General features: G+C 62.9%; 24 protein-coding genes. 18 read left to right on the top strand and 6 right to left on the bottom strand.

Annotated features, from left to right (window positions below):
• The first annotated feature begins 42 nt into the window (after positions 1–42).
• Positions 43–1,449 (top strand): twin-arginine translocation pathway signal, encoded by a 1,407-nt coding sequence (locus JJB74_RS10355; protein WP_200591770.1) that lies wholly within the window; start codon positions 43–45, stop codon positions 1,447–1,449.
• On the opposite strand, the gene JJB74_RS33665 is transcribed toward JJB74_RS10355, so the two are convergent.
• The 3 genes from JJB74_RS33665 to JJB74_RS10345 all read right to left on the bottom strand — a co-directional run bounded on the left by JJB74_RS33665 (position 1,446) and on the right by JJB74_RS10345 (position 3,835).
• Complete coding sequence (locus JJB74_RS33665) at positions 1,446–1,574, bottom strand: hypothetical protein (protein ID WP_267913150.1); 129 nt, start codon at positions 1,572–1,574, stop codon at positions 1,446–1,448. The two genes, JJB74_RS10355 and JJB74_RS33665, sit on opposite strands and share 4 nt — an antisense overlap.
• Positions 1,571–2,638: an SDR family oxidoreductase gene (locus JJB74_RS10350; RefSeq protein ID WP_200591769.1), complete on the bottom strand. Its 1,068-nt coding sequence runs from the start codon at positions 2,636–2,638 to the stop codon at positions 1,571–1,573. Before JJB74_RS10350 ends, JJB74_RS33665 begins: the two co-directional genes overlap by 4 nt.
• 210 nt (positions 2,639–2,848) lie before the next feature.
• Positions 2,849–3,835 carry a zinc-dependent alcohol dehydrogenase family protein gene (locus JJB74_RS10345; RefSeq protein ID WP_200591912.1) on the bottom strand — a complete coding sequence of 329 codons (987 nt, stop codon included), beginning with the start codon at positions 3,833–3,835 and terminating at the stop codon, positions 2,849–2,851.
• A 144-nt stretch (positions 3,836–3,979) separates the two neighbouring features.
• On the opposite strand from JJB74_RS10345, the gene JJB74_RS10340 reads away from it, so the two are divergent.
• Positions 3,980–4,417, top strand: coding sequence for a winged helix-turn-helix transcriptional regulator (locus JJB74_RS10340; protein WP_200591768.1), 438 nt, complete (start codon positions 3,980–3,982; stop codon positions 4,415–4,417).
• A gap of 89 nt (positions 4,418–4,506) precedes the next feature.
• On the opposite strand, the gene JJB74_RS33915 is transcribed toward JJB74_RS10340, so the two are convergent.
• Entirely contained in the window at positions 4,507–6,060 is a 1,554-nt protein-coding gene (locus tag JJB74_RS33915; protein WP_200591767.1) for a methyl-accepting chemotaxis protein, read from the bottom strand.
• A gap of 325 nt (positions 6,061–6,385) precedes the next feature.
• Between JJB74_RS33915 and JJB74_RS10330 the strand changes: the two genes are divergently transcribed.
• The 3 genes from JJB74_RS10330 to JJB74_RS10320 all read left to right on the top strand — a co-directional run bounded on the left by JJB74_RS10330 (position 6,386) and on the right by JJB74_RS10320 (position 8,169).
• Entirely contained in the window at positions 6,386–7,114 is a 729-nt protein-coding gene (locus JJB74_RS10330) for a GAF domain-containing protein (protein ID WP_200591766.1), read from the top strand.
• 134 nt (positions 7,115–7,248) lie between these two features.
• Complete coding sequence (locus JJB74_RS10325) at positions 7,249–7,566, top strand: hypothetical protein (protein WP_200591922.1); 318 nt, start codon at positions 7,249–7,251, stop codon at positions 7,564–7,566.
• Positions 7,567–7,614: 48 nt separating this feature from the next.
• Positions 7,615–8,169, top strand: a complete 555-nt coding sequence (locus JJB74_RS10320) for a hypothetical protein (protein WP_200591765.1) — start codon at positions 7,615–7,617, stop codon at positions 8,167–8,169.
• Positions 8,170–8,444: 275 nt separating this feature from the next.
• Here the strand turns inward: JJB74_RS10320 and JJB74_RS10315 are convergent, their stop codons facing one another.
• Entirely contained in the window at positions 8,445–9,383 is a 939-nt protein-coding gene (locus JJB74_RS10315) for a LysR family transcriptional regulator (RefSeq protein WP_200591764.1), read from the bottom strand.
• Positions 9,384–9,510: 127 nt separating this feature from the next.
• Between JJB74_RS10315 and JJB74_RS10310 the strand changes: the two genes are divergently transcribed.
• The 6 genes from JJB74_RS10310 (at position 9,511) to maiA (ending at position 16,059) form a co-directional block, all read left to right on the top strand.
• Positions 9,511–10,767 (top strand): flavin-dependent oxidoreductase, encoded by a 1,257-nt coding sequence (locus tag JJB74_RS10310; protein WP_200591763.1) that lies wholly within the window; start codon positions 9,511–9,513, stop codon positions 10,765–10,767.
• Positions 10,768–10,871: 104 nt separating this feature from the next.
• On the top strand, positions 10,872–12,203 hold the full coding sequence (locus JJB74_RS10305) for an MFS transporter (RefSeq protein ID WP_200591762.1): 1,332 nt from the start codon (positions 10,872–10,874) through the stop codon (positions 12,201–12,203).
• Positions 12,204–12,227: 24 nt separating this feature from the next.
• Positions 12,228–13,277, top strand: coding sequence for a gentisate 1,2-dioxygenase (gtdA, locus tag JJB74_RS10300; RefSeq protein WP_200591761.1), 1,050 nt, complete (start codon positions 12,228–12,230; stop codon positions 13,275–13,277).
• A gap of 69 nt (positions 13,278–13,346) precedes the next feature.
• Positions 13,347–14,054, top strand: a complete 708-nt coding sequence (locus JJB74_RS10295; RefSeq protein ID WP_200591760.1) for a fumarylacetoacetate hydrolase family protein — start codon at positions 13,347–13,349, stop codon at positions 14,052–14,054.
• 68 nt (positions 14,055–14,122) lie between these two features.
• Positions 14,123–15,277: an ABC transporter substrate-binding protein gene (locus JJB74_RS10290; protein WP_200591759.1), complete on the top strand. Its 1,155-nt coding sequence runs from the start codon at positions 14,123–14,125 to the stop codon at positions 15,275–15,277.
• A gap of 143 nt (positions 15,278–15,420) precedes the next feature.
• Positions 15,421–16,059, top strand: coding sequence for a maleylacetoacetate isomerase (gene maiA, locus JJB74_RS10285; protein ID WP_200591758.1), 639 nt, complete (start codon positions 15,421–15,423; stop codon positions 16,057–16,059).
• 70 nt (positions 16,060–16,129) lie between these two features.
• On the opposite strand, the gene JJB74_RS10280 is transcribed toward maiA, so the two are convergent.
• Positions 16,130–16,336 (bottom strand): hypothetical protein, encoded by a 207-nt coding sequence (locus JJB74_RS10280; RefSeq protein ID WP_200591757.1) that lies wholly within the window; start codon positions 16,334–16,336, stop codon positions 16,130–16,132.
• Between the two features lie 176 nt (positions 16,337–16,512).
• On the opposite strand from JJB74_RS10280, the gene JJB74_RS10275 reads away from it, so the two are divergent.
• The 7 genes from JJB74_RS10275 (at position 16,513) to JJB74_RS10245 (ending at position 26,982) form a co-directional block, all read left to right on the top strand.
• Positions 16,513–17,388 (top strand): alpha/beta fold hydrolase, encoded by an 876-nt coding sequence (locus JJB74_RS10275; protein WP_234484083.1) that lies wholly within the window; start codon positions 16,513–16,515, stop codon positions 17,386–17,388.
• A gap of 394 nt (positions 17,389–17,782) precedes the next feature.
• Entirely contained in the window at positions 17,783–19,276 is a 1,494-nt protein-coding gene (locus JJB74_RS10270; protein WP_200591756.1) for a DUF4331 domain-containing protein, read from the top strand.
• A gap of 13 nt (positions 19,277–19,289) precedes the next feature.
• The gene (locus JJB74_RS10265) at positions 19,290–19,535 is read left to right on the top strand and encodes a hypothetical protein (protein WP_200591755.1); all 246 of its coding nucleotides are present in this window, start codon (positions 19,290–19,292) and stop codon (positions 19,533–19,535) included.
• A gap of 82 nt (positions 19,536–19,617) precedes the next feature.
• Entirely contained in the window at positions 19,618–20,796 is a 1,179-nt protein-coding gene (locus JJB74_RS10260) for a tetratricopeptide repeat protein (RefSeq protein WP_200591754.1), read from the top strand.
• Positions 20,793–21,935: a HupE/UreJ family protein gene (locus JJB74_RS10255; RefSeq protein ID WP_200591753.1), complete on the top strand. Its 1,143-nt coding sequence runs from the start codon at positions 20,793–20,795 to the stop codon at positions 21,933–21,935. Before JJB74_RS10260 ends, JJB74_RS10255 begins: the two co-directional genes overlap by 4 nt.
• 123 nt (positions 21,936–22,058) lie before the next feature.
• Complete coding sequence (locus tag JJB74_RS10250; RefSeq protein ID WP_234484082.1) at positions 22,059–24,134, top strand: TonB-dependent receptor; 2,076 nt, start codon at positions 22,059–22,061, stop codon at positions 24,132–24,134.
• 121 nt (positions 24,135–24,255) lie between these two features.
• On the top strand, positions 24,256–26,982 hold the full coding sequence (locus JJB74_RS10245; protein ID WP_200591751.1) for a PAS domain-containing hybrid sensor histidine kinase/response regulator: 2,727 nt from the start codon (positions 24,256–24,258) through the stop codon (positions 26,980–26,982).
• Positions 26,983–26,988: the final 6 nt, after the last annotated feature.

Here is a 26,988-nt window from a genome sequence, read left to right as displayed (position 1 = left end):
TGTACCTTCGCGTTTCCCCCAACAAAACAACAACGGAGACACATGCTTTCCCTGCGCTTACTCGGCGGCCTTGCCGCTGCCGCACTCCTGAGCAGCTGTTCCACATTTCCTTCGGGCGACCCGGGCTATGCAGACGCGCTTCCCATCGTCTTCGTGCACGGCAATGGCGACAATGCCGGCCTGTGGCAAACCACGATCTGGCGCTTTGAAAGCAATGGGTGGCCGCGCAACAGGCTGCATGCAATCAACCTTCCATATCCGCTGGCGCGTGATGACGATGGCAAGCCGCAGGCGGGCCGCACTTCTTCCGCCGAGTACCGCGATTACCTGGCCAGGGAAATCGACAGCGTGATGCGCGACAGCGGCGCAGGCAAGGTCATCCTGATCGGCAATTCCCGCGGCGGCTATGCGATACGCAGCTATGTGCAGAGCATGACCGATGCGCGCGGCGCCGCGCCGGTATCGGCCGCCGTACTGGGCGGCACGCCGAACCACGGCGTATGGTCCACGCCGGGCGTGAGGGAAGCGAGCGAGTTCGCCGGCACCGGCCCCTTTCTGCGCATGCTGAATGCGCCGAAGAACGCGGCGGGGGATGAAGTGGTCGGGCCCACGCGCTGGATGACGATACGCTCGGACAGCAATGACAAGTATGCGCAGCCGGATGGCGCCTGGCCGGCAGGTGGCGGCAAGCCGACCGGCGTGACTGTCGCCGGCCCCGAATTGCGGGGTGCGGAAAATATCGTCATCCCCGGCATCGATCACCGTGAAACCTCGTACAGCGCGCCCGCTTTCGAGGCCACATGGCGCTTCCTGACAGGCAAGGCGCCAGCCACAGCCGCGATCACCAGCGAAAAGGCGGTACAGCTTTCCGGCATGGTCACCGGCCTGGGCGCCGATCCGCTCGATCCGGCATCGGGCAATTACGCCGACAACCTGCCGCTGCGCGGCGCCCGGCTGGAGATCTACCAGGTACGTCCGGCGCATGCTGCCGATGCCGGCGCGCGCACCGGGCCGGCGATGCATGGCCAGACGATAGGTGCCGATGGCCGTTGGGGGCCTTTCGCGGCGCAGCCCGGCACGCCGTATGAGTTTGTGATCACAGCGCCTGGCTATGCCACCACGCATGTCTACCGCTCGGGTTTTCCGCGCAGCAGCAACGTCGTCATGCTCAGGCCCGAGCGCATTGCCGAAAGTGATCGCCAGGCGCGGCAGATCGTGCTGCTGACGCGACCGCGCGGCTATCTCGATGCTGGCCGCGACCGCATGCTGTTCGACGGACGTCAGCCGCCGGGTCTGCCGCCGCACGGCGCGATGCTTGCCACCAGCAAGCTGCTGCTGCAGGAAAGCGCGCCGCGTTCCATCGAAGCGGAGTTCAACGGTGAACCCATCGCCGGCCGTACCTGGAACGCCGGGGAAGGGCATGTCACGGTGCTGGAGATCATGCGCTAGCGCGGCATTGCGGCGGCGATCAGGCCATGTCCCGGCGCATCCTCCTGCGCCGACATGCGCCTGATGCCGCAGACTGCATCCTGGTCCTGGGACTGCGCTTGCGTACGAGGTGTCGCTGCGATCACGGGATCAATCGTGCAGCCCGCAGTCGCGCAAACAAATCGAAGAACGATTCGTCAGTGGCCTGGTACGAGAGAAAGCCAAGCTTGCGGCTCTTTGCCATGTCGGTCATGACTTCAATCGGCCGGCCGAGATCAAGGTCGGTATGCCAGGGCGACGCCAGGCGATCGAGATCGGCTTCAACCAGTCCGTGACGCTGTGCAATCTCACGCCACAGCGCATGATCGTTCTGCATGCTCGTTTCCAGTGGCTGCATCGTGCCGCTGAAGCCGGCGGCCTGAACGCCGAACCATGCGGCCAGCTTGTACCACAGCCAATTCCAGCGGAACACGTCGCCATTCACGATATTGAAAGCCTCGTTGCGCGCCGCATCGGTGTCGGCCGCCCATACCAGTTGCCTTGCCAGCATGCGCGCATCGGTGACGTCGGACAGCCCGTTCCATTGGGCTTCCGAGCCGGGGAACTGAAAGACGCGGCCAGTCTCCCTGCAGATCGATGCATACACGGCCAGGGTCGTGCCGAGATTCATTGCATTGCCGACCGCCATGCCGATGACGGTATGTGGCCGATGTATCGTCCAGGTGTAGCGGTCGCGTTCCGCGGCGGCATATACCTCGTCCTCCTGCGCATAGTAGAAATTTTCGACGGGAAGGCGCGGCTGGCTTTCCCGCAACGGCGTTTCCGGCAAGGTGCCGGATTGCGCATAGGCCTCGAAAGGGCCGAGGTAGTGCTTCAATCCCGTGACCAGTGCGACGTGACGCACGGTTTTCTTCGACGACAAGGCATCAAGCAGGTTGCGAACCATGGCGGCATTGACGCGAATATTCTCGGCCTCGGTGGCATTGCGCATCCAGGTGGTGATGAACACATGCGTCGGGGATACATCGGCCAGTGCGTTCTTCAGGCTTTCCGTATCCAGCAGATCGGCGGCCACGGGCTTCACGGCGCCCAGATCGGCTTGCGGACGTCGCGCCAACCCGTAAACATCCCATCCATCGGCAACGAGTTGACGTGCGACATGGCTTCCGGCGATGCCGCTGACACCGACGACCAAAGCGGTTCTTTGCATGACTTTTCTCCGGTTTGCATTCGAACAGGCGTGCGTTCGATTCGATGTCGGACATCATGGCTGCAGAAAAATGCCCTTGATATCCGCAAAGCGCGCAGTTGTTGTCCCGGATCGAACAGATGGGGCCGAAGCAATGCGCATGCGAAGCAGGCGGTGACAGCGATTCAGCATCACCACCCGCTCCGCACACGGCGCAGTCGCGCTCGTTGATCAGGAGACGACGTCGATGACGATCTTGCCAAGCGCCTTGCCCGCTGCCTGCGCGTCATGCGCAGCGTGCGCATCGGACAGGGCATAGCGTTGCTGGTCCACCAGGGGCTTGAGCTTGCCGGCTTCCGCGAGGCGCGTGGCTTCGCGCAGGATCTCGCCATGATGGGCACGGCCTTCACCGCTCAGCATCGGCAGCAGCACGAAGATGCCGGACAGGGTTACGCAGCGCAACGCACCGGGCGCCAGGTTATGCGTGCGGAACGCGGCGCAGCTGAGAACGTGGCCATAGGGCTTGGTGGCCACCAGCGAATCATCCAGGGTTGGTCCGCCGACCGTGTCGTAGACGATATCGAAGCCGATGCCATCGGCGTACTTGCCCACATAGTCCGCGACCCTGGCTGCGTGGTAATCGATGGGCGTCGCGCCATAAGCTTCAATGACGCCATGCTTGGCTGCGGATGCGGTGGCGTACACATCGGCGCCGAATGCGCGTGCGATCTGTACCGCCACATGACCGACGCCGCCAGCGCCGCCCTGGACCAATACCCGCTGTCCGCCATGCACACCCGCGCGGTCGACCAGGCCTTCCCATGCAGTCAGGAAAACAAGCGGCAATGCCGCTGCCTCGCGCATGCTGAGGTTCGCGGGCTTGGGAGCAAGCAGGCGCGCGTCGACAGCGGCATATTCGGCCAGCGTTCCCGGGAGGCCGCGCACGCCGCCGGTCAGCCCATACACCTCATCGCCGGGCTTGAAGTCGGTCACGCCATCGCCAACATCGACGACCACGCCTGCCAGGTCCGTGCCGATGATTGCGGGCAGTTCAGGCATCGCGTAGGGAGCCACGCCCGTACGGATCTTGTGGTCGATCGGATTGACGCCGCTGGCGAAGATCCTGACCAGGACTTCGCCAGCCTTTGGCGTCGGCCGGGGAACCTGGGTGTCGATGAATCTGCCTTCGGCATAGTCGTTGAGAACGAGTGCGCGCATGCTTGCTTGGGTGTTCACGGTGATTTTCCTTTGTAGCCGCCCCTTGGAACTGGCGTTGATGTGTTGATGGCGGGTGATGTTCGTCCATTAGGTCTTTCCTGTAAATTAGGCACCTTTTTGGAACATAGACACCTGAAGGTAACCATGAACGCTTCCGCCGCCCGGCATCCCGTCAACCCGCTGGTCGTCAGCGAAACCTGCCCGCCGCGTCGCATCCACATGCTGCTCACGCCGAAGTGGACATCGATGGTGATTTACGTTCTCAGCTTCGGTCCGCTGCGAACCGGACAGTTACAGCGCAGCATGCCTGGCATCTCGAAGAAAATGCTGACGCAGACCCTGCGCGAACTGGAAGGGGACCAGTTGATTTCGAGGACGGTGCATCAGGTCGTGCCGCCCGCGGTCGAATACGCGCTTACCGATCTGGGGCGGCGCTTTGTCGAGCCATTGCTGGCGCTATATGACTGGGCCGATGCGAATGGCGAACTGCTTGATATCGTGGAACGCAACCGCGCAGCCTCGGGTGGAACGGATGCCACCGGCGCGGAAAGCGTTCCCTCGTCATCGTCGCAAGCCGCATAGCCATGGCACGAGCCGGCCTCGATCGCCGTGGTCCGGTGGCCCGGGGCGGCCACGAGAGGACCGAATCGGCGCAGGCATGGACGGCTTGCTCAGGCAAGCTTGAAGATCGACACCGCATGAGTCAGCGCATCGGCCTGGCCACGCATGGCGTCGGCCGCCGCCGCGGATTCTTCCACCAGTGCGGCATTCTGTTGCGTGACCTGATCCATGTCGATGATTGCCCGGTTCACCTGTTCGATGCCCGTAGCCTGTTCCTGGTTCGCCGCGAGTATCTCGGCCATCATCTCTCTTACGCTCTGCACCTGGGCAACGATGTCTTTCATCGTGTCGCCCGCCTCATGCACCAGCGAGCTTCCCGAGGCGACCTTGCTGACAGACTCCTCGATGAGCGTCTTGATTTCCTTGGCAGCGGAAGCGGAACGATGCGCCAGGGTGCGCACCTCGGCCGCGACAACGGCGAAACCGCGGCCTTGTTCTCCGGCCCGGGCCGCTTCCACGGCAGCGTTCAATGCCAGGATGTTGGTCTGGAAGGCGATGCCGTCGATCGTGCCGATGATGTCCGCAATCCTTTGCGCCGAACCGTTGATGTCTTCCATGGTTTGAACCACCTCGGCCATGGTCGCGCCGCCGCGGGTGGCAATTTCCGAGGCCGACGTTGCCATCTGGTTGGCTTTTTGCGCATTGCCGGCGTTATGCTGGACCGCCGAAGTCAGTTCCTCGATCGATGAAGCGGTTTCTTCCAGGGATGATGCCTGCTGCTCCGTGCGCGCGGAAAGATCCATGTTGCCGCGAGCGATCTGAGTGGATGCCGCGCTGACGCTTTGCGCTCCATCGCGCACATTCGCAACGATGTGGGTGAGGCTGGCATTCATCGCATTGAGCGCGGCGAGCATCTGACTTGCTTCATCCTTTCCAGCCACCGCGACGTTCTGGGTCAGATCGCCTGCAGCCACCGCCGTCGCTATGCGCATCGATGCATTGATCGGATCGATGATGCTTTTCGAAATCGCGCGGCCGATCAGCAGCAGCAGCAGCGCCAGCGCCGTGGCTTCACCAATACCGAGCAAGGCATGTCTGCGAAACACCGCATCGATGTTGTCGATGTATTCTCCCGATCCAATGACCCAGTTCCAGGGCGCGTACGCCTTGGCGTAAGAGATCTTGGGCACCGGCTGCGACTCTCCGGGTTTGGGCCAGGTATAGGTGACATGGCCTGCTCCGCTGCCGCGAGTGGCATTGACGATATTGACGAATACAGGGCGACCCTGGGTATCCAGGATCTTGCTGGCATCCTTGCCTTCGAGCTCGGGCTTGATCGGGTGAAGAACAATATAGGGACGCTCGTCAGTGATGAAGAAGTATTCGCCACCGGCAAAGCGCAGCGATCGGAGCTGTTCGATGGCGGTTTGCTTCGCGACCGCTTCCGATATCTTTCCATCCCGGGCCAGCTGGTGCTGCTGCCGGACTATGCCGTAAGCGATCTCCACTGACTGGCGCACGGCGGCTTTGCGCTCCTCGATCATTTGCGCGCGTTCCGATTGCAATGCGAGTGCCGAAATCACGATGACGCCGAGAATGGCGCTACCGATGAGAATGCGGAATTTCGTGACCAGGCGCAGCCTGGTCAACAGCCTGAACATCATTGGTATCTCCATTTTCTAACCGCATGAGGCGAAGGCAATCGACAGGCGAATGGATTTCCACTGTCTTTGGATCTACCGCTGCAAGCGCGAATTGCGGGATTGGTCTGTGCGTCGGCACGACTGGACACTTTGGAAGTCAGTGTCCCGAAACGGACGACAACACGGCGTGGTCAACAGACGAAACGCTTGAGATTATATCAATATATTTCTATTGTGCAACAATGATCGTCAATTTCGTCATTTCCGGCGGGGAATTATGCGAGCCCTTGCCCGGAATCAGGCTATGATGCGCCACCCCGGCGCAACATCCGTACCAAGACAGAAGATGCAAGAACCCGAAAGCAATGACGACCCGATACTGACCACCCGTGGCGCAGCCGAACTGCTCGGCGTGGCGGTCAGCACTGCTCAGCAGTGGATGGAAAGCGGAATGATTCCATCGTGGAAAACGCCAGGGGGACATCGACGGGTCAGGCAGAGTGCGGTCATGGCACTCATGCGCATGTCCGGCGCGGGGAATGCGTCTTTGCTCGACAGCGACGAATTCCGTCTGCCGACGACACCGGAGTATCCGGTGTCGGCCGATGAAGCCGGGCGGCTCAAGGCGCTGGCGGAAACCGGCCTGATCGACTCCGCGCCGGAACGGACATTCGACCGACTGACCTGGTTGGCAAGCCACATCGTCGGCACGCCAATGGCGATGGTTTCCCTGCTTACCGCACGACGGCAGTGGTTCAAATCGCGCGTTGGCTTGCAAGCGACCGAGACGCCGCGCGCATGGGCATTCTGCAGCCACGCCATCCTGAGCCCCAGTCCTTTCGTCGTCACCGATGCGATGGCCGACCGGCGCTTCGCGAATAATCCGTTGGTGACCGGCGCTCCCTGCATACGCTTTTACGCGGGCGTTTCGCTGATGGACAGGCGTGGCTATCGGCTAGGCACACTCTGCGTGCTGGACCGGCAGCCCAGGACGCTCGACGATGAACAGCTGCGTGCGCTAACGGAACTGGCAGCGATCGCGGGTGAAGAAATACGTCGACGCGCCAAGCCCTGAGTGCATCGGGAGCATGCCCACCGTTTTTCGCAAGCAGGTGGATCATGCCGCGACCGCCGTTCTCCATGCAGCTGCTCGCAATCTTGATCGTGCTCGCCATCCTGTGCGGCCTGCTCATGGCAGCAGTCTGACTGATGCTATCGTCGGCGCTCGGCGAGCGGGACCTCGACCAGATCGCCGACGCGCTCAATCGCTATGCCGATCGCGGCGAACGCCGGCACCGCCGAGGCAATGCCGAGCTTTACCGAGAAAATCCATCGCGCGAGCCGCAATTGCTCGGCATTAGCGAAGCCCTGCGCGATGTGCAAAAGCGCCTGGCGCGAGCAGGAGCGAACGTGGCTGCGCAAGGTTATGGCACGCGCAATCAATACGGCACGGCATTGCATGTCACGGCATTCGGACCGCCAGGGAACGTGAAACACATCGACGAGCGCACCCCGTCGCATCCCTGACAGCGCACGCCGCATACCCCCGACCAACCTTCAACAAGGAGTAGCAATATGCATTGGATCGATCCCGAGAGTCTTCCCGAAACGCGCGGCATCGTCACCCGCTTTCTGCTCAATCCGCACGGCGAACTGGATGGCATCGTGCTCCGCTCGCGTCGGCGGCAGCAGGTACATTTCCCGCCGCACCTGTCCAAGCAGGTCGCGCGCCACGTGGCCTTGGGCGATGAAGTCCGCGTGCGGGGCGTCAAGCCGCGTGGCGCGGACATGATCGCCGCGGTTGCGATCGTAGCCAAAAGCGGCAAAGTCATTCTCGATGAAGGTCCGAAGCACGACGGCGAAAAGCCGCGCCGACCGCACACCGAGCGCCGTGCCATGGAAGCAAGCGGCGAAGTGCTGCTATCGCTGTTCGGACCGAAGGGTGAGCTGCGCGGCGCATTGCTCGACAACGGCACGTCACTGCGCATGCCGCCTCATGCCGCGGCCGAACTGGTGACCTATCTCACACCGGGCGCGCATGTGCAGGCGTGGGGGCATGGCACCAGGAACCGGCACGGTTGCGCGATCGAGGTCGACGAGATCGCCGAGCTGGTCGACGTATCGTCATGATGGGCAGGCCGAGCGCGCCGAGCCAGGCACGCGGCCTGAAGTCCACGCAAGCCGATGCGCATGGTGACTGATGTGTCTTCGATACGCACTCGCAGCATTGATCTTCTTCATGGCTGACGTGCAGGCGGCCCTGAGACCCGCGCCAGGTGGCGCGCTCGCGCAAACAGCCCAGTAGGCGTCACCGTGGCAAGCATTGTAGTGCTCAACATGGCCCCGTTATGCCGGCCGGTTAAAGGCCGCATTCGTGATGCACGAACAGTCTGCGCTGCCCGGTTTCATGCATCGTTCCCGTGCTTCCCCACCAGGCCCGGAAGCGCTTCGATCAGCATTGCGGTGAACGCCGCGGCAGCCGGGGTTTCGGCACCGCCGCGGCGCGCAATGCGGTAGAAATTCAGCGACACCGACGGCGACTTCAGCGCACGGGTATGCACCGGCTGGCGCCGGCAGGCAACCATTGCGAAGGACGGCATGATGGCCGCGCCCATTCCGGCGGCAACCATGGCCACCAGGGTGTCGACATGGTTGAAGGTGAGCCGTTCCTCATTGGCGCGGCTGATCTGCGCAAGATGGGTCTCGATGACGTCCTGTATCGGATTCTCCGGCGGCAGCCCGATCAGGGGCAGCGGCTTGACCGCCTTCCATGTCACCGCCGCGCCCGCGCCGGCAATGCCATGCTGCGCTTCCCATTCATCCACTGCAGGCGTTACCAGCATCAGGGGAAAGGCATACAGCGGCACCCGCTCCACTCCGCGCTGCGCCTTGAAGAAGAATCCCATGCCGAAGTCGACTTCACCGCTTTGCACCAGGGCCGCCACCCCGTCCAGCGCCGTATCGGTCACCCGTATCGTCACTTCAGGATGACGCAGGCGGAATGCGCGACATACCGTCGGCAGCAGGTTCGATGACACCAGCGGCGTGGCGGCGATGCGCAGCGTCTGGCGCGCCTTCTCGGTCATTTCGCCCAGTTGCGCTGCTGCCGCCTCCAGCTCGGCCAGCGTGCGCTGCGCCACGGGCAGGAAGCGTTCGCCGGCGGCGGTCAGCACCAGCGCGCGGGTAGTGCGGTCGAACAGGCGACAGTCGAGCTGGGTTTCGAGCTCGCGAATCATGATGCTCAAGCCGGCTTGTGTGATGTGCAGTTGCTCGGCGGCACGCGTGAAGCTGCCCAGGCGCGCGGTCTGGGTGAAGGCCTTCAACTGACGCAGCGAGATATTCATAAGAATTAATTGTGAATCGATATGAAACTTAAATTTTAATAATGCGAAGCGCTGGTGTCTAATGACGCCATGTCCGAGAGACGGATCACAACAGGCCACAGCACAGCGGAATTCGAGGAGACACGGAATGATCAAGCAGCACGACGTAGCCATCATCGGCGCCGGCATCGGCGGCCTGACGCTGGCGCTATCCCTGCATGCGCAGGGCATCTCCTGCAAGGTGTACGAGGCGGTGGCGGAGATCCGACCGCTGGGCGCGGGCGTGAACCTGCTGCCGCATGCGGTGCGCGTCATGGACGAGCTGAAGATGCTGGACCGCCTGGCCGCGGTGGCCGTCACTACGAAGGAATCGATTTTCTTCAACCGCTTCGGCCAGTTCGTCTACAGCGAGCCGGCCGGCCGCGACGCAGGCTACGCCTGGCCGCAGTTCTCCATTCATCGCGGCGATCTGCAGGAAGCGCTGCTGGAGGCAGTGCGCGAGCGCCTCGGCGCGGACGCGGTTGCGCTGGGTCATCGCTGCAGCGGCATCGAGCAGGATGACGATGGCGTGCTGCTGCGCTTTGACGATGGCACGGGACACGAGCGCGAGCCGGTGCGCGCCGCGCTGGCGGTGGGCTGCGACGGCATCCACTCGGTACTGCGCAAGGCCTTATATCCGGACGAAGGCGCGCCGCGCTATTCCGGCGTGAACATGTGGCGCGGCACCACGGTGATGAAGCCCTTCCTGTCGGGCGCATCGATGGTGCGCGCCGGATGGCTGTCGGTGGGCAAGATGGTGATCTACCCGGTGCGCAACAATGTCGACGGTCAGGGTAGCCAGCTGATCAACTGGGTCGCCGAGATCGAAGCGCCGCAACCGGCGCGGCGCGACTGGAACGGCCGCGGCCGTCTGGAGGATTTCTTTCCGGCCTTTGCCGACTGGCATTTCGACTGGCTCGATGTCGCCGGCATGATCGAAGGCACCGGGAACATCCTCGAATATCCGATGGTCGATCAGGACCCGTTGCCGCGCTGGACTTTCGGCCGCGTGACCCTCCTGGGCGATGCCGCGCACCCGATGGTGCCGCGCGGATCGAACGGCGCGGGCCAGGCGATACTCGACGGCCCTTGCCTGGCTGCCGCGATCCGCGATGCCGGCGCGACGCCGGCGGCGCTGGCCGAATACGAGCGCATCCGCGCCAAGGCCACCGGCGAGGTGGTCCTGATGAACCGCGTCGCGCCGCCGGATGCGATCCTGCAAACGGTGCATGAACGAACCGGCGGCAAGCCCTTCGACAATATCGATGCCGTGATCAGCCGCGAAGAGCTGCAAGCGATTTCGAATCGGTACAAGCAGGTCGCGGGCTTTACCGTGGCTGGCCTGTCGGGCCGCAAGGCGGCGTAAGGCCTGCGCGGCGCGAGCCGCATGCCGCTCATGCACCAAGACGCATCCGCGCAAACCGCGCATGCGTCCCCATACAAAAGATAACAATGCGAGGAGACACCGCAATGACCAAACTGGACACCTTGAATGTCCGCGAATTCATCGACACGCGCCGCTTCGGTCGCTACCAGCTGCTGGTAACGGCCATGTGCGCGCTGGTGGTATTTCTCGATGGCTTCGATACCCAGGCGATCGGCTATGTCGCGCCGGCCATCGTGAAGACCATGGGCATCGCGCGTAGCACGCTTGCGCCGGTATTCGCTGCCAGCCTGGTCGGCCTGATGCTGGGCGCCCTGATCGGCGGGCCGCTGTCGGACCGTTTCGGCCGCCGGCCGGTGCTGTTGTGCGGCATGGTCGCCTTCGGTCTGCTGTCCCTGGCAACCGCCGGAGCCGGCTCGGTGCAATCGCTGCTCATGCTGCGCCTGTTGACTGGCTTGGGCCTGGGCTGCGTGATGCCGAACGCGATCGCGCTGACCAGCGAGTTCGCGCCGGAACGGGTGCGCGCCACCGCGGTGATGGTGATGTTCTGCGGCTTCTCGCTCGGCGCCGCGCTGGGCGGGCTGGCTGCGGCCGGTCTCATTCGCGAATACGGCTGGCAATCGGTATTCATCGTCGGCGGCGTGCTGCCCATCCTCGCTGCCCTGTATCTGGCGAAGGCCTTGCCGGAATCGGTACGCTTCCTGGTGGCGAAGGGTGGACGTGAAGAGAAGGTGCGCCACACTCTCGCGCGCATCGACCCCGGTTTCGTCGCTGGACCCAAGACCCGCTTCATCGCCGATGGCGAAAGCCACAAAAAATTTCCCGTGGCGCAGCTGTTCGCCGGCAAGCGCGCGCTGCTGACCTGTCTGCTGTGGGTCGTGTTCTTCATGAGCCTGATGGACCTGTACTTCCTGTCGAACTGGCTGCCGACCGTGATCAACGACGCCGGCATCTCGGTCAGCCAGGCGGCGGTGATCACCGCGATGCTGCAGGTCGGCGGCACCGTGGGCACGCTGGTGCTCGGCCGCGTGTTCGACAAGGTGTCGCCATTCAAGGCGCTTGCCGCGATCTACTTCCTCGCCGCGGCCTTCGTGGTGGCGGTCGGCATGAGCACGCATTCGACCCTGCTGCTGGTGACGTCCATCTTCGGCGCCGGCTTTTGCGTGGTCGGCGGGCAGATCGGCGCGAATGCGCTGGCGGCGAAAAGTTATCCGACCGAGATCCGCGCCACTGGCGTGGGCTGGGCGCTGGGCGTGGGTCGCATCGGCTCCATCCTGGGCCCCGTGGTCGGCGGTTTCCTGATCAACCTGCAATGGGATATGCGCCATGTGTTCCTGATCGGCGCGGCGCCTGTCTTCATCGCGGGTCTCGCCGCGGTGGTGATTGCAGCGGCAGGTGGCAAGGGCCGGGAACAATGAAGACGATGAAGGAAGCCTAGAGACATGGACCAACACAGACCGAACCCGGCGCGTGAGGCGCTGTATGAAGCGATGCGCCCGCTGCATCTGACGCCGCTGTGGGAAGTGCTGCATGCGCTGGTGCCGAAGAGCCCGACCACGGCTTGCGTGCCGGCGCTGTGGCGTTATCGCGAGGTGAAGCCTTTCCTGATGCAGTCCGGCGAATTGATCACCGCGGAGGAGGCGGTGCGGCGCGTGCTGATCCTGGAGAACCCGGGATTGCCTGGTCAGTCGGCGATTACCCAGTCGCTGTATGCCGGCCTGCAATTGATACTGCCGGGCGAGGTCGCGCCTTCGCATCGTCATGTGCAATCGGCGCTGCGCTTCGTCGTCGATGGCCGCGGCGCCTACACCACGGTCGAAGGCGAGCGCACCACGATGCATCCCGGCGACTTCATCATCACGCCGTCGTGGCGCTGGCATGACCATGGCAACGAAGGCGTCGACGATGTCACGGAACCCGTCGTCTGGCTCGATGGCCTCGACATTCCGACGCTGCGCTTCTTCGACGCCGGCTTCGCCGAAAACGACGACAGCAAGTCGCAGACCGTGCGCCATCCCGAGGGCAGCAGCTATGCGCGCTTCGGCGCCAACATGGCGCCGGTGCGCCATCAGCGCTCGGGCCTGACCTCGCCGATCTTCAGCTATCCGTACAGCCGCACCCGCGAGGCGCTGTACACGCTGGAGCGCAACGGCGAGATCGACGCCTGGCACGGCGTGAAGATGAAATACATCAACCCGACCACTGGCGGCTGGGCCATGCCCACCATCGGCACCTGCATGCAATTGCTGCCGAAGGGCTTCCGCGGCAAGCCGCATCGTTCCACGGATGGCACTGTGTACTGCGTCACCGAAGGCCGCGGCAACGTGCAGATCAATGATCAGCGCTACACCTTCGAGCCGCAGGATGTGTTCGTCGCGCCATCCTGGTCGAAGGTCTCGTTTGATACCGAGCAGGAAGCCGTGCTGTTCAGCTTTTCCGACCGGCCTATCCACGAGGCGCTCGGCATACTGCGCGAAGAGTTTCTGGACTGAGGTCCTGCGCGGACCCATCGCGTCCGCGCCCTTTGCGCCTTTTCTTTCCACAACCAGGCATCACTCATCATGTCGAATTACGTTATCCAGCCACAAGCCATCGTCGGCCTTCCCGTTATCGGCGAAGCGGCGCTTTTCCCGGTGCGCCGCGTGTATTGCGTCGGCCGCAACTATGCAGCCCATGCGCGCGAAATGGGCTTCGACCCGGACCGCGAGCCGCCTTTCTTCTTCTGCAAGCCGAATGACGACAAGTCCGTGGTCGTGGTGCCGGAAGGCGAAACCGTGACGATTCCGTATCCGGACCTGACCGGCAACTACCATTACGAACTCGAGCTGGTGGTATGCATAGGAAAGGGCGGCAAGAATATCTCGGTCGAAGACGCGAGCGCGCATATCTACGGCTACGCAGTCGGCCTGGACATGACCCGGCGTGATCTGCAGATCAAGATGCGCGAAGCCGGACGTCCATGGGAAATCGGCAAGGCCTTCGACTATTCCGCACCGATCGGCCCGGTGTATCCGGTCTCGCGCGTCGGTCATGTGAATGACGGCGAAATTCGTCTCGAGGTCGATGGACAGGTAAAGCAGAAGAGCGATATCACCCACCTGATCTGGTCGGTGCCGGAAGTCATCGCCAACCTGTCGACGCTGTTCGAGCTGCAGCCAGGCGATCTGATCCTTTCCGGCACGCCCGAAGGCGTGGGCCCGGTGCAGCGGGGGCAGGCGATGGTCGGCGAAATCGCCAAGCTTGGCGGCATCCGCGTCAACGTCGCGTAATATCCGGCGATGACAGCCGGCGATACGCGCCGGCGATAACAAGCGCATGCGAGGCGGGAGGAGACAGGATGAACAGAACGTTGTTGGCGGCCGCGGCTGCATTGGCCATAGCCGCGCCGTCATGGGCGCAGGAAACCATCAAGGTCGGCCTGATCCTGCCGCTGAGCGGTCCCTTCGCCGATTACGGCATGCAGATCGGCAATGGCGCCAGGCTGTACATGGCCACGCATGGCGATACGGTCGCGGGAAAGCGGATCGAGCTGATCGTCAAGGACGACACCGGCACCGCGCCCGAGCTCACCAAGCGGCTGGCCCAGGAGCTGGTCACCAACAGCCATGCCGATGTGCTGGCCGGCTTCGGCATGTCGCCGGGCGCGCTCGCCACGGCTGCCGTAGCGACCCAGGCGAAGAAGCCGATGGTCGTGATGAATGCGGCCGCGTCGGTTCTCACTTCGAAGTCCCCCTATGTCGTGCGCGTCTCGCATACCTTGCCGCAGCTGTCGCAGCCGATGGCGAAGTGGGCGCTGGCCAACCGGATCGATAAGGTCTATACCCTGGTCGCGGATTTCGCGCCTGGCCTGGACGCGGGCGCCGCCTTCAAGCACGCATATGAGGCCGGCGGGCAGAAGCTGCTCGGCGAAGTCCGGGTGCCGGTCTCGAATGTCGATTTCGGTTCCTACATTCAACGTATCAAGGATGCGAAGCCGAATGCAGTCTTCGTGTTCCTGCCGCCGGGCGAGGGCACGATCGCTTTCATGAAGACTTGGGCCGAGCGCGGCATGGACAAGGCGGGCGTGAAGCTGCTCGGCACGGTGGACCTGGTCGACGACAGCATCGTCGAAGCCATCGGCAAGCCGGCGGTGGGCGCGATCACTGCCGGCCATTACTCCACCGCGCATGAGTCGCCGTTGAACCGCGAGTATGTCGCCGCGTATGCGAAAGCGTATGGCACGAAAATGCGCCCGAATTACATGTCGGTGGCAGGCTACGACGGCATGGCGGCGATCTACACCGCGCTGAACAAGACAGGCGGCGATACGGATGGCGGCAAGTTCGTCGGCGCGCTGAAAGGCGCGAAGTGGGATAGTCCGCGCGGCACTGTCGCGATCGACCCCGACACCCGTGATGTGACCCAGACGGTCTACATACGCCGCACCGAGCAGCGCGAAGGCGGCATTTACAGCATCGAGTTCGACAAGTTCGCCGATCAGAAGGCCTTTTGATTTCGGCATGAAAGGAACGCCGGGCACGTATGTGCGCCCGGCCGCCTGATGGCACGACTTGCGGCTATCCTTGCCATGGTTTCGACATCGATGCCTTGCAAACGAGGGCGCTCCAGCATCAATTCACAGACATGAACAGCACCATGAAACTCCACAGCTTCTTCAACAGCTCCACGTCCTTCCGCGTGCGCATCGCGCTGGCGCTGAAGGGCCTTTCGTACGAATACGCCGCCGTGAATCTGCGCAGCGGTGAGCAGGGCAGGGAGGATTACCGATCGCTCAGCCCGGCCGGCATCGTGCCGACGCTGGTCGATGGCGATGTGAAGCTGACCCAGTCGATGGCCATCATCGATTATCTCGACCAGAAGTACCCCGAGCCGCGGCTGATACCCGATGCCGGCATCGAGCGCGCCCGGGTGCTGGAAATCGCGCAGACCATTGCCTGCGAAATCCACCCGATCAATAACCTGCGCGTGCTGAAATACCTGACCGGCACGCTGGGCGTGGACGAGGCGGCGAAATCGGCCTGGTACAGGCACTGGGTCGCTGAAGGCTTGTCCGCGGTGGAGGCCCTGCTGACGGCGCTGCCGCCAGGTGCCTTCTGTGTGGGCGACGAGCCGACACTGGCCGACTGCTGCCTGGTACCGCAGGTAGCCAATGCGATGCGCATGAGCTGCGACCTGTCCGGGTTTCCGCGCGTTGAAGCGGTGTATGCGCGTTGCATGGCGCATCCAGCTTTTATCGCGGCTGCGCCGCAGAATCAGCCAGACTTCGTGTCCTGATCCTTCGATAGGGTGCTGACGCAACCGGATCGGCGTCGCATTCAGCAGGCGACGCCGGTTACTGTCGCGCTTATTGTGCGAAGGCCTTCACCATCCGGAACATGAATTCGCGGCCGTCATACAGCCGGGGAATCGCGACCCGTTCATTGAGTCCATGAGCGCTGGCATCGCTGAGCTCGCTGCCAGTGCAGCGCTCTTCAATGCTGCATTCATCTGCTGATGTTTCCAATGTGCTTGTGACTAATGGTGTTTCGTCGCTGGCCTTGCCGGCGCGCAAAGTGCCATGAGGATGGTCGGGGCGAATACGCTCTAACGGTTTGACGGCGAAGCCTCAATTCAAGACAATCCCCTCTCTTTGAATCCAAGCCATGCCGGTCTCGGCGCTGCATGCGGCACGGTCCGAGTGAACTGGCAGTCGTGCTGTCGGGTTCGGCAAGTCAATCAGAAATCGGTATGACCAACATCAACAGCATTCATCCCGCGCCCCCGCCTTCAAGCGCCGCCGAAGCCGCAGCCTATCTAAGCCAGATTGAGAGCCTGTCCCGGCGTCATGTTTCAGCATGCGAAGGCGGCCGCATGGCATGGCGCAGCTTCGGCGAGGGCAAGCCCGTGGTGCTGCTGCATGGCGGCCATGGCAGCTGGCTGCACTGGGTCCGCAACATCGCCGCGCTCTCCGAGCGACATTCGGTCTGGCTGCCCGACATGCCGGGATATGGCGATTCGGACGCCGCTACTTCAGCGGATCTGGGAGCCGTGGTGGCGCCGACCATCGCCGGTCTCGACAGCTTCTTTGGCGTTGATGGCGTCATCGACCTGGTTGGCTTTTCCTTCGGCGGTCTGGTCGCCGCGCAGATCGCGGCAACTCGCGGCAAAGTGCGCAGGCTGGCCCTGCTCGGGCCGGCAGGGCATGGCAGTCTGCGCCGGCCACGCGGCAAACTGCTGCAGTGGCGCGGCGCCGCGGAAGCGCATGACGAGGCGGCGCTCGGCGAGATCATGCGCCATAACCTGGCGATGCACATGCTGCATGACCCTGCGCGCATCGATGCGCTGGCATTGCAGGTGCATATCGATTCCTGCATCCGAACGCGCTTTCGCAGCAAGGGGCTGGCGCGCTCCGGCGGCCTGTACGCCGCGCTCGGACAGACCGATGCCGAAGCGCTTGTCGTCTGGGGTGAGCATGATGTGACAGCGGACCCCGAAGCGGTCCTTCGCGTGCTGAAGGATGCCTGTCCCCGCGTTCGGACACATATCGTGCCGGGCGCCGGCCACTGGGTGCAATACGACGGCGCGGATGAGATCAATCGCCTGCTGGTGCCCTGGCTGGCGTGAAAAGGCGGCTCGCCGAATGCACGCCAGCCCGGCGGCCCGGTGATATGCCGGGTGTCTAAAAGTATGCCGACATCAGCACCCATGACGTCCATCAGTTCGATCGCGTGATCCGAGTGATCGATACGGTCCTGGTGCTGGAGCGACCGTAATCGTTTGAAATCGCGGGAAAGCCTGCGTCGAACCATCCCTTCTTCCTGACCTAGACATGCCGCGTTTTCCGGCCGCTTTCCGCGCCGGTGTGTTCATTTCTGACGCAAAGCATGCGCGCAAACAAGGATTGCCATCGCAACCGAAAGTACTTGAATCCGTTCGTCCAGTCGCTTCGTAGAATCACTGCCGCCTGTTGGTTACATCCGGTCACACCTATCGAACCAAACCATGCAAGGAGATGAACATGCGACGTCCGGGCTTCAGTTCCATCGTAAAAACCACGTTGTTGGCTGCCTCTGTGGCCAGCATTGCGAGCATGCCAGCAATGGCTTCCAGCCACCGTGAAGGCCCTTTCATTACCGGCGCGCCGAAAGTCGACGGCACCGACTTCTACATGTTCCGAAGCTATGAATCGGGACGCCAGGATTATGTGACACTGATTGCCAACTACATTCCTTTCCAGGATCCGCAGGGCGGACCGAACTTCTACCAGTTCGATCCGAATGCCCTGTATGAAATCCATGTCGACAACAATGGCGACGCCAAGGAAGACCTCACCTTCCAGTTCCATTTCAAGAGCACGTCGAAGCGCACAGCACTGCCGATCGGGGACAAGCAGGTAGCGATTCCGCTGATCAATTCGAACACGATCGGCGCCGTCAATCCCGCATCGCTGAATGTACGGGAAACCTATACGGTGGACATCGTCCGCGGCGACCGGCGCAGCGGCACCCGGGCAAGCATTACCGGACCCAGCGGCGCCGAATTCGACAAGCCTGTCGACAACATCGGCGACAAGACCTTTCCCGGCGGCTACGAAGCCTATGCCAGCCAGCATATCTATAACGTTTCCATCCCGGGCTGCGGCAATGGCCGCGTCTTCGTCGGCCAGCGCAAGGAGCCGTTCTATATCGCCGTCGGCAAAATCTTCGACCTGTTCAACCTGAACCCGCTCGGCCCGGAAAACGCTGGCAACAAGAACGATCTGGAGAACAAGAACATCAGCACGATCGCGGTGGAAGTGCCGATCTCCTGCCTGACGGCCGGCGGCGATCCGGTCATCGGCGCCTGGACCACGGCGAGCCTGCGCCAGGGCAGGCTCATCAATCCGGCGCCGGCTTCGGGCCTGGGGAACGCGACCAAGGAAGGCGGTGCATGGGCGCAGGTATCGCGGCTAGGCATGCCGCTCGTCAACGAGGTGATCATAGGACTGGAAGACAAGGACCGCTTCAATGCTTCCAAGCCGAAGGATGATGCCCAGTTCCTCACCTACGTGACCAACCCGACGCTGCCAGCGCTGGTGCAGACGCTCTTCCCATCGGCCAAGGCGCCGACGAACCTGCCGCGCACGGATCTGGTGACGGCGTTTCTGAAGGGTATCAAGGGGGTGAACCAGCCTGCCAACGTCACGCCTTCGGAAATGCTGCGCCTGAACACGTCGATCGCGCCGACGCCCGCCGCATCGCAAAACGCTCTCGGCGTAGCCGGCGGCGACAAGGCCGGCTTCCCGAATGGCCGCCGTCCCGCGGATGACATCGTCGACGTTTCGCTGCGCGTGGCCATGGGGGCATTGTGCGTGCTGACTGGCGACACCGATGCCTTGCAGGTGGGCTGCAAGCCCGCTGATGCGCCGGCTGGCGGACTGGCGCTGACCGACGGGGTGCGCAAGACTGCAGCCGACTACGGCACGGCATTCCCGTATCTGGGCACGCCGCTGTCCGGGTCCTTCAACCAGTGAACGGAGCGATGCCATGACTATGCATAAGCGAATCCTTGCGGCAGGCGCGTTATTGCTGGCCGCAGCTGCCCTAGGCGGCTGTGGCGGCGGCTCCGATGATGGCAGCGGCGGCAGCCAGGCTTCCAACCCGGGCGCATCGGATGCGTTCTTTGCGCGCGTGCTGGCCCTGATCAGCACCAGTGCGGACAACGCCGAGCCGATCGCGATCGACGATATCGCCGTGACGACGCCGAACGATATCGAGCCTGCGCCTTTGTAGGCCGGCGCTGCGAAGGCGGGGAACAGCGGCAGTCTCGCCGCTGTTCCCCGCGGCACAGATCACCAGAAAAGAAGGGGAAGCAATGCAAGGTTTCGCGCTTGCGCTGATCGCCGCGATCGCCGCCATCACCAGTAGCGTCGCCTGCGCAGCGCCTTATGTGCCGGAGAACGGCAGCAAGGTGCTGGAAGTCCTGCCCAGCAGGAACGATCCGCTGCAACAGGCCTTCGCCAGGATGCGCGCGCGACTGAAGCAGGACCCGGAAAACGTCGATCTGGCAAGCCGGCTTGCCCAGATGTACATCAGCGCATCGCGCACCGACGGCGATCCGCGTTACCTCGGCTATGCGCAGGCCGCGTTGAAACCGTGGTGGGATGCGCCTCGTCCGCCGAACGCCGTGCTGCTCGAAAAAGCCATCATCCTGCAGAGCGTGCACCGGTTTGACGAATCGCTGGCAGCACTGGAAAGCGTGCTGGCCGCCGACCCGCACAATGGCCAGGCCTGGCTCACACGCGCCACCGTGCTGGCCGTCGTCGGCAGGCATGACGAAGCCAGGAATGCCTGCAGCAGGCTGCATGGCCTCGCGTACGACATCGTGCTGCGCGCCTGCACGGCCAACGTCGGCGCGCTCGACGGCCATGCGCAGGCGAGCTATGACGACCTGTCTGCGACGCTGGCGCAATACCCGAATGCCGATCCCGGCGTGCGTATCTGGGTCGCCACCCTGCTGGGCGAAATGGCGGCACGGCTGGACCGACCCGCGCAAGCGGAAGCGCATTTCCGCGAGGCGATGGCAATCGACAAGCCGGATGGCTATCTGCTTGGCGCCTACGCCGATTTCCTGCTGGACCGCAAGCGCTATGCGGATGCCGCGGCACTGGTAAAAGCGCGCACGCGCAATGACGCCCTGCTGCTGCGCCATGCGCTGGCAATGAACATGCAGCAGGCGCCACAAGCCCGGGACGATATCGAAGCGCTGCGACAGCGCTTCGCGGCGGCCGCGATGCGCGGCGACGTTGTGCATCGGCGCGAACAGGCGCGCTTTGAACTGCATCTGCTCGGCCAACCGCGCCAGGCGTTGCGCACCGCGCTACTGAACTGGGACGTGCAGAAGGAGCCGGCCGATCTGCGCATTCTGCTGGAAGCTGCCATCGCTGCCGGAGACAGCCATGCCATGGCGCTTGCGGTCGACTGGATAGACCGGACGCATTTCGAAGACCAGACACTGGTCGCAATGGTCCATGTCGCAAGGGGCAAGGCATGAGATGCCCGCGATTGATCCAGTGCCTGCTCGCGCTGCTGCTGTGCGTGTTTTCAGCCGTGCCTGCGCACGCGCACAAGCCGAGCGACAGTTATCTCACCCTCGAGATCGATGGCGAAACGATTGCCGGGCAATGGGATATCGCGCTGCGCGACCTCGACTTCGCCATTGGTCTGGATGCCGACGGCAATGGCGCGCTCACCTGGGATGAGGTGCGCAGCAAGCATGCGGAAATCGCCGCGTATGCGCTTTCGCGGCTCAGCCTGACGGCAGACGGCAAGCCCTGCGCCAGCCGGGTAGTGCAGCATCAGATCGATACGCATACCGATGGCGCCTATGAGGTGCTGCGCTTCAGCGCGCGCTGCGGCGGTCGGGTGACGCGGCTCGGAATCGCGTATGCCCTGTTCTTCGACATCGACCCGCAGCATCATGGCCTGGTCAACATCGTCAGCGGCGGCCATTCCACAACCGGCATCTTCAGCCCGGAGCGCGCGACCCAGGAATTTTCCGTGGCAAGTGAGGGCAGGCTGCGCGAATTCCTTGCCTATGTGCGCGACGGCGTCTGGCATATCTGGGTCGGCTTCGATCACATTCTCTTTCTCATTTCTCTCCTTTTGCCCGCGGTGCTGCAACGGAAGGATGGAAAGTGGCGTCCGGCGGCGGGATTCCGGACCTCGTTTGCCGACGTGTTGAAGATCGTCACGGCTTTCACCGTGGCCCATTCGATCACGCTGACCCTTGCCACGCTAGGCGTGGTGTCGCTGCCCTCGCGCTGGGTGGAATCCGCGATTGCGCTTTCCGTCATCGTCGCCGCGCTGAACAACCTGTATCCGATGGTGCGCGGCCGGCGCTGGATCGCCGCGTTCGCTTTCGGCCTGATTCACGGATTCGGCTTTGCCAGCGTGCTGATGGACTTGCGCCTGCCGCAAAGCGTGCTGGCATTGGCGCTCTTCGGTTTCAATGCCGGCGTCGAGGTCGGGCAGATGGCGATCGTCGCCATCTTCCTGCCGGTGGCTTATCTGCTGCGCGCGTCATGGTTTTACCGGCGCGTTGCCTTCGTCGGCGGTTCAGCGCTGATCGTATTGCTTGCATCGGTGTGGCTGGTGGAACGGGCGTTTGATCTGCGCCTGATTTCGGCATAGGCGCCTTGCAAACACGTAAGGGAAGAGAAGCCGGGTTTTCAGACACAACAGGCTTTGGAAGATACGGCCGATCACATGACGCCTCTACGATACCGTGCCCCGTACCGGAAGCAGAAACGCCGTTTGACGCCGGCTTCAACGCTCGCTGCATTGACCGTGGCCGCTGTGCTGGCGCTTCACGCAGGCGGCGCATCGGCCGCAGAACAGACGCTTGCCACCGTCGTCGTCGAAGCAAGCGCTGCCCAGGAAATCGGTATCGCGGAATCGGCCACCGAGGGCGCCGTCACCGCGAAGGATTTGGAAAACCGGCCGCTGTCACGCACCGGCGAACTGCTGGAAGCGGTGCCGGGCGTCATCGTCACGCAGCATTCCGGCGATGGCAAGGCGAACCAGTATTTCGCGCGCGGCTTCAACCTGGATCACGGCACGGATTTCCGCACCACCGTGCTCGGCATGCCGGTCAACATGCCCACCCATGCACACGGGCAGGGTTATACCGACCTGGGCTTCGTCATTCCCGAACTGATCGGCACGATCCGCTACCGCAAGGGTCCCTACTATGCCGACGTGGGCGACTTCGCGGCGGTGGGTTCGGCAGCCATAGACTATGTGCCCTCCCTGGACCGTGGATTGCTGAAGATCGAGGCAGGGCAACACGGCTACAAGCGCACGCTGCTTGCGAACTCTGCCGCAATCGGCAGCGGCAGCCTGCTGTATGCCATCGACGCCACCGGCCAGGATGGCCCCTGGGACAACCCCGAGCGTTTCAGGCGTTTCAACGGCGTGCTCAGCTACAGCGTTCGCTCAGGCATGGACAGCGTGCGGACGGTAGCAATGGCATCGCAGTCCTCGTGGAATGCGACCGACCAGGTGCCCTTGCGCGCGCTGCAGGCCGGACTCGTCGGCCGCTACGGCGCCATCGACCCGAGCGATGGCGGCAATACCGCGCGCTTCAGCGTTTCGACACAGTGGGAAAGGCGCTACCGGGACGGCGCGCTGAAGGTCAATGCCTATCTGGTCCAGTCGCGGTTCGAGTTGTTCAGCAACTTCACTTACGCACTGGATGATCCGGTCAATGGCGATCAGTTCAGCCAGTCGGAACGGCGTGTCGTCGCCGGTGTCGACACGCAGCGCACCTGGCAGCATCGCCTTGCGGGGCTCGACATGGAAACGACCATCGGACTGCAGACGCGGCAAGACAAGTTGTCGCCGGTGGCGCTCTATGCAACGGTGGATCGCCGCAGGCTGGCGACCATACGCGAAGACCATGTCACCGAACGCTCGATGGGCTTCTTTCTCACAAACACGACACAGTGGACTCCGCGCTTGCGCACCATCGCGGGCGTGCGCACCGATACGTATCAGTTCGATGTCGCAAGCGCGATTCCGGCGAATTCGGGACGCGTGAATTCCTCCATCACCAGCCCGAAGTTCTCGGCAGTTTTCGCCGCGCGGCCGGACACCGAGCTTTACCTGAACTGGGGTCGCGGTTTCCACAGCAACGATGCGCGCGGCGTGACAGGGACCGTGGACCCGCGCACCGGCGCAGGCATCGACAGTCATGGCGATCCCATCCAGCCCGCGACCCCGTTGGTCAAGGCGCTCGGCACGGAACTCGGGGTGCGCCATGCCGGGCTGATTCCCGGGCTCGACACCTCGCTGTCGATATGGCGGCTCGACCTTGCGTCGGAGCTTGTCTTCTCAGGAGACGCCGGCACGACGGAAGCAAGCCGGCCGAGTCATCGCCAGGGCATTGAAGTGGCAAGCCGCTATGCGACCCATGCGGGCTGGATCGTGGACGCCAGTCTCGCCTGGTCGCATGCCCGGTTCGCGAATAATGACTCCGCAGGCCAGTACATACCGGGTGCTCTGGAGCGCACTGCGTCCATCGGCATTGGAGGCGAAAGCGGCAGATGGTCCGGCGGTCTGCGCGTACGCTACTTCGGTGGCCGCGCATTAACCGAAGACAATGCCGTGCGCTCCTCTCCTTCGACGCTGGTCAACGCGAAAGTCGGCTATGCACTGACCCGGACCGTGAAACTGACCGCGGAAGTATTGAACCTGCTTGGAAGCGATGCGAGCGATATCGACTATTACTATGCGTCGCGCCTGCGCTCGGAGCAGAGCGCCGTGACGGATATCCACACGCATCCTGCAGAACCGCGCAGCCTGCGCCTGGGCATGGTGGTTCGCATGTGAGCATGCTGCGCTCCTGGCAATCGGTGAAGAACAACGAAATACCGGATAATCGCGCCTTTCCGACTCCCGCAAGCAAACGGCGTCTTCACCTTGCACCCGAAGCCCGGCCGTTTCCGAATCCATGCTCCACGACGACATCGGCCCGGCGCCTGGCCCTGCACGGGATCTTCCCGATTGGTTTTTCGAAGGCAGCTCGGACTGCATCGAGATCATCGACCTCCAAGGCAATATCGCCCGGATGAACGGCTCCGGCCTTCACGCAATGGAAGTCGAAAGCGTCGAGCAGATCCGCAATGCGCCGTGGATGGGGTTCTGGCCGGTGGAGAGCCAGCCAACCGTGCGCGCGGCGCTCCATGCGGCGCTCGGAGGGAAGACAGCGCACTGCCGCGCGTTTCGCCCGACCCTGAAGGGCTCGCCGAAATGGTGGGACGTGAACATCCATCCGGTCGGGGACGAGAGCGGCAAGACGATGCATCTGGTCGCGGTGTCACGCGACATGACCGATCTGCACAATGCCGAGCTTGCTCTCAGCGAGGAAAAGGAACGGATCGGCCTCGCCACGGAAGCCGCGGAACTGGGCTTGTGGCGATATACGCCGCATCTCCACCTGTTCACTTTCCAGAATGGCCGGGCCCGCGCTATTTTCGGCCTGGCTGCAGGCAGCATGGATCGCACCGAAGAGCAGATCGTCAGGGAAGCGATCGTTCCGGAAGACCGCGACCGATTCCAGCGCGCAATTCAGGCAGCCTGCGAGCAGGGCGAGCGACTGACCTTCCATGGCCGCATCCGGCGTGCAGACGGGGAAGTGCGATGGGTAGACATGTTCGGCCATGCACATCGTGCGGAAGATGGCTCAGCGATGTATTTGCTCGGCACGGTTCTGGACATCACGGATCGGAAATCGACGGAACAGGCTTTGCATGACGCGCAGCTGCGTCTGGCAGCAACGCTGAACGCCGGTGAGGTTGCCACCTGGACCTGGGATATCAGGAAAAACCTCGTCTATGGCGATCGCAACATCGCGTATCTGTTCTCGCTTCCCGAGGAAGAAGCCCACGAGACGCCGCTGGAAAGCTTCATGGGCGCGATTCATCCGGACGATGTGGATCGCGTGTCGTCCAGCATTCTGAAGGCGCTGCAGGACGGGACGTTTTACCAGGAGACGTACCGGGTGCGTGCCCGCGACGGCAAGTTCCACTGGATCGTTGCCCGTGGCCGCGTCGAATACGATGCCGAAGGGCTGCCGATGCAATTGCCCGGTGTCGTTCTTGATGTCACGTTGCAAAAGGAAATCGAGGACAAGCTGCACGCCAGCGAAGATCGATACCGCGCGCTGTTCGAATCCATCGACGAAGGATTTTGCATCTTCGAGATCCTGCGTGACGCGCAAGGTGAGCCCATCGACTATCGATTCAAGGAGAGTAACTCGGCATTCCGCACGCAGGCCGGATACGAAGCCACACCGGGCAAGACGATACTGGAAATCTTCCCCGATCTCGACCGGCGCTGGATCAGGCTCTATGCGGATGTCGCCAAGACCGGGCAGCCCGTAAGGATCCAGGATCATGTCGACATGCTGAACCGCTGGTTCGACATACATGCGGTACGGGTCGGGGGGCAGGGCAGCGAGCATGTCGCCGTGCTCTTCACCGACATTACCAACCGCAGGGAGACCGAGGACGATCTGCGGCGGCTTGCGTTCAGTCTTGCCGAAACCGACCAGCGCAAAACGGAGTTCCTCGCAACGCTGGCGCATGAACTGCGCAATCCATTGGCGCCGATCCGCAATGGCCTGCAACTGATCCGGCTGGCAGGCAATAACGCGGATACGGTCGCGCGCGTGCGCGACATGATGGAGCGCCAGGTCACGCACATGATTCACCTGGTGAACGACCTGCTCGACATCGCGCGCATCAGCAGCGGCAAGGTCGAGTTGAAGAAACGCGAAGTGGACCTGAAGGAGATCGTGGCAACGGCGATCGAGGCAAATCTTCCATCGATCCAGAACAAGCAGCATGAATTGAATGTCGACGTTCCGGAAGAGGCCTTCCCGCTGGAAGCGGATGCCACCCGGATTGCCCAGGTCCTGGGCAATCTGCTGAACAACGCGGCGAAATACACGCCGGATGGCGGGCAAATCGATTTGAGCATGCGTCGGGAAGGCAACGACGCGATTCTGCGGGTCACCGATAGCGGCATCGGTATTCCCGTAGAAGCGCAGGGGAGCATCTTCGACATGTTCGCGCAGGTGAAGGACAACATGGGCTTTTCCCACGGCGGGCTTGGTATCGGCTTGTCTCTGGTCCAGAGCCTGGTGCAACTGCATGGGGGCGATGTTTCGGTATCGAGTCCGGGCAGCGGGCAGGGCAGCAGCTTTACGGTACGTCTGCCGCTGCTCGACAGCAGAAGAGATTCGGCGCTCGATGCGCGCAGTCCGACGGGCAAGGCAAAGGCGGATGGCGCCGGCCTGCGGGTGCTCCTGATCGATGACAACGTCGATGCGGCGCAAACGCTTGCGGAGCTCATACAGATCGGCGGCCATGAGGTATCTCTTGCGCACACGGGCCGCCAGGGCATCGATGCGGTGGAAGGTTTTAAGCCCGATATCGTATTCCTCGACATCGGCTTGCCCGATATGGACGGTTACGCCGTCCTGAGGAAGATCCGGCAGGGGCCGATAGGCCGGACGGTCCCGGTGGCGGCGCTGACAGGCTGGGGCGCCGATGGTGACCGCAGGAAGACAGCCGATGCCGGTTTCGATCATCACCTGGTCAAGCCGGCGCCTCTGCCCCTGATCGAGAGCCTGCTTGCGGAAGTGGCGCAAACATTGCGCGCGCGGAAAAGTTGACCGGTT

Source organism: Noviherbaspirillum pedocola, assembly GCF_016632335.1.
Lineage (GTDB): Bacteria > Pseudomonadota > Gammaproteobacteria > Burkholderiales > Burkholderiaceae_D > Noviherbaspirillum_A > Noviherbaspirillum_A pedocola.
The sequence above is the reverse complement of the archived record's forward strand: the minus strand, read 5'-3'. Positions and strand labels throughout refer to the sequence as shown.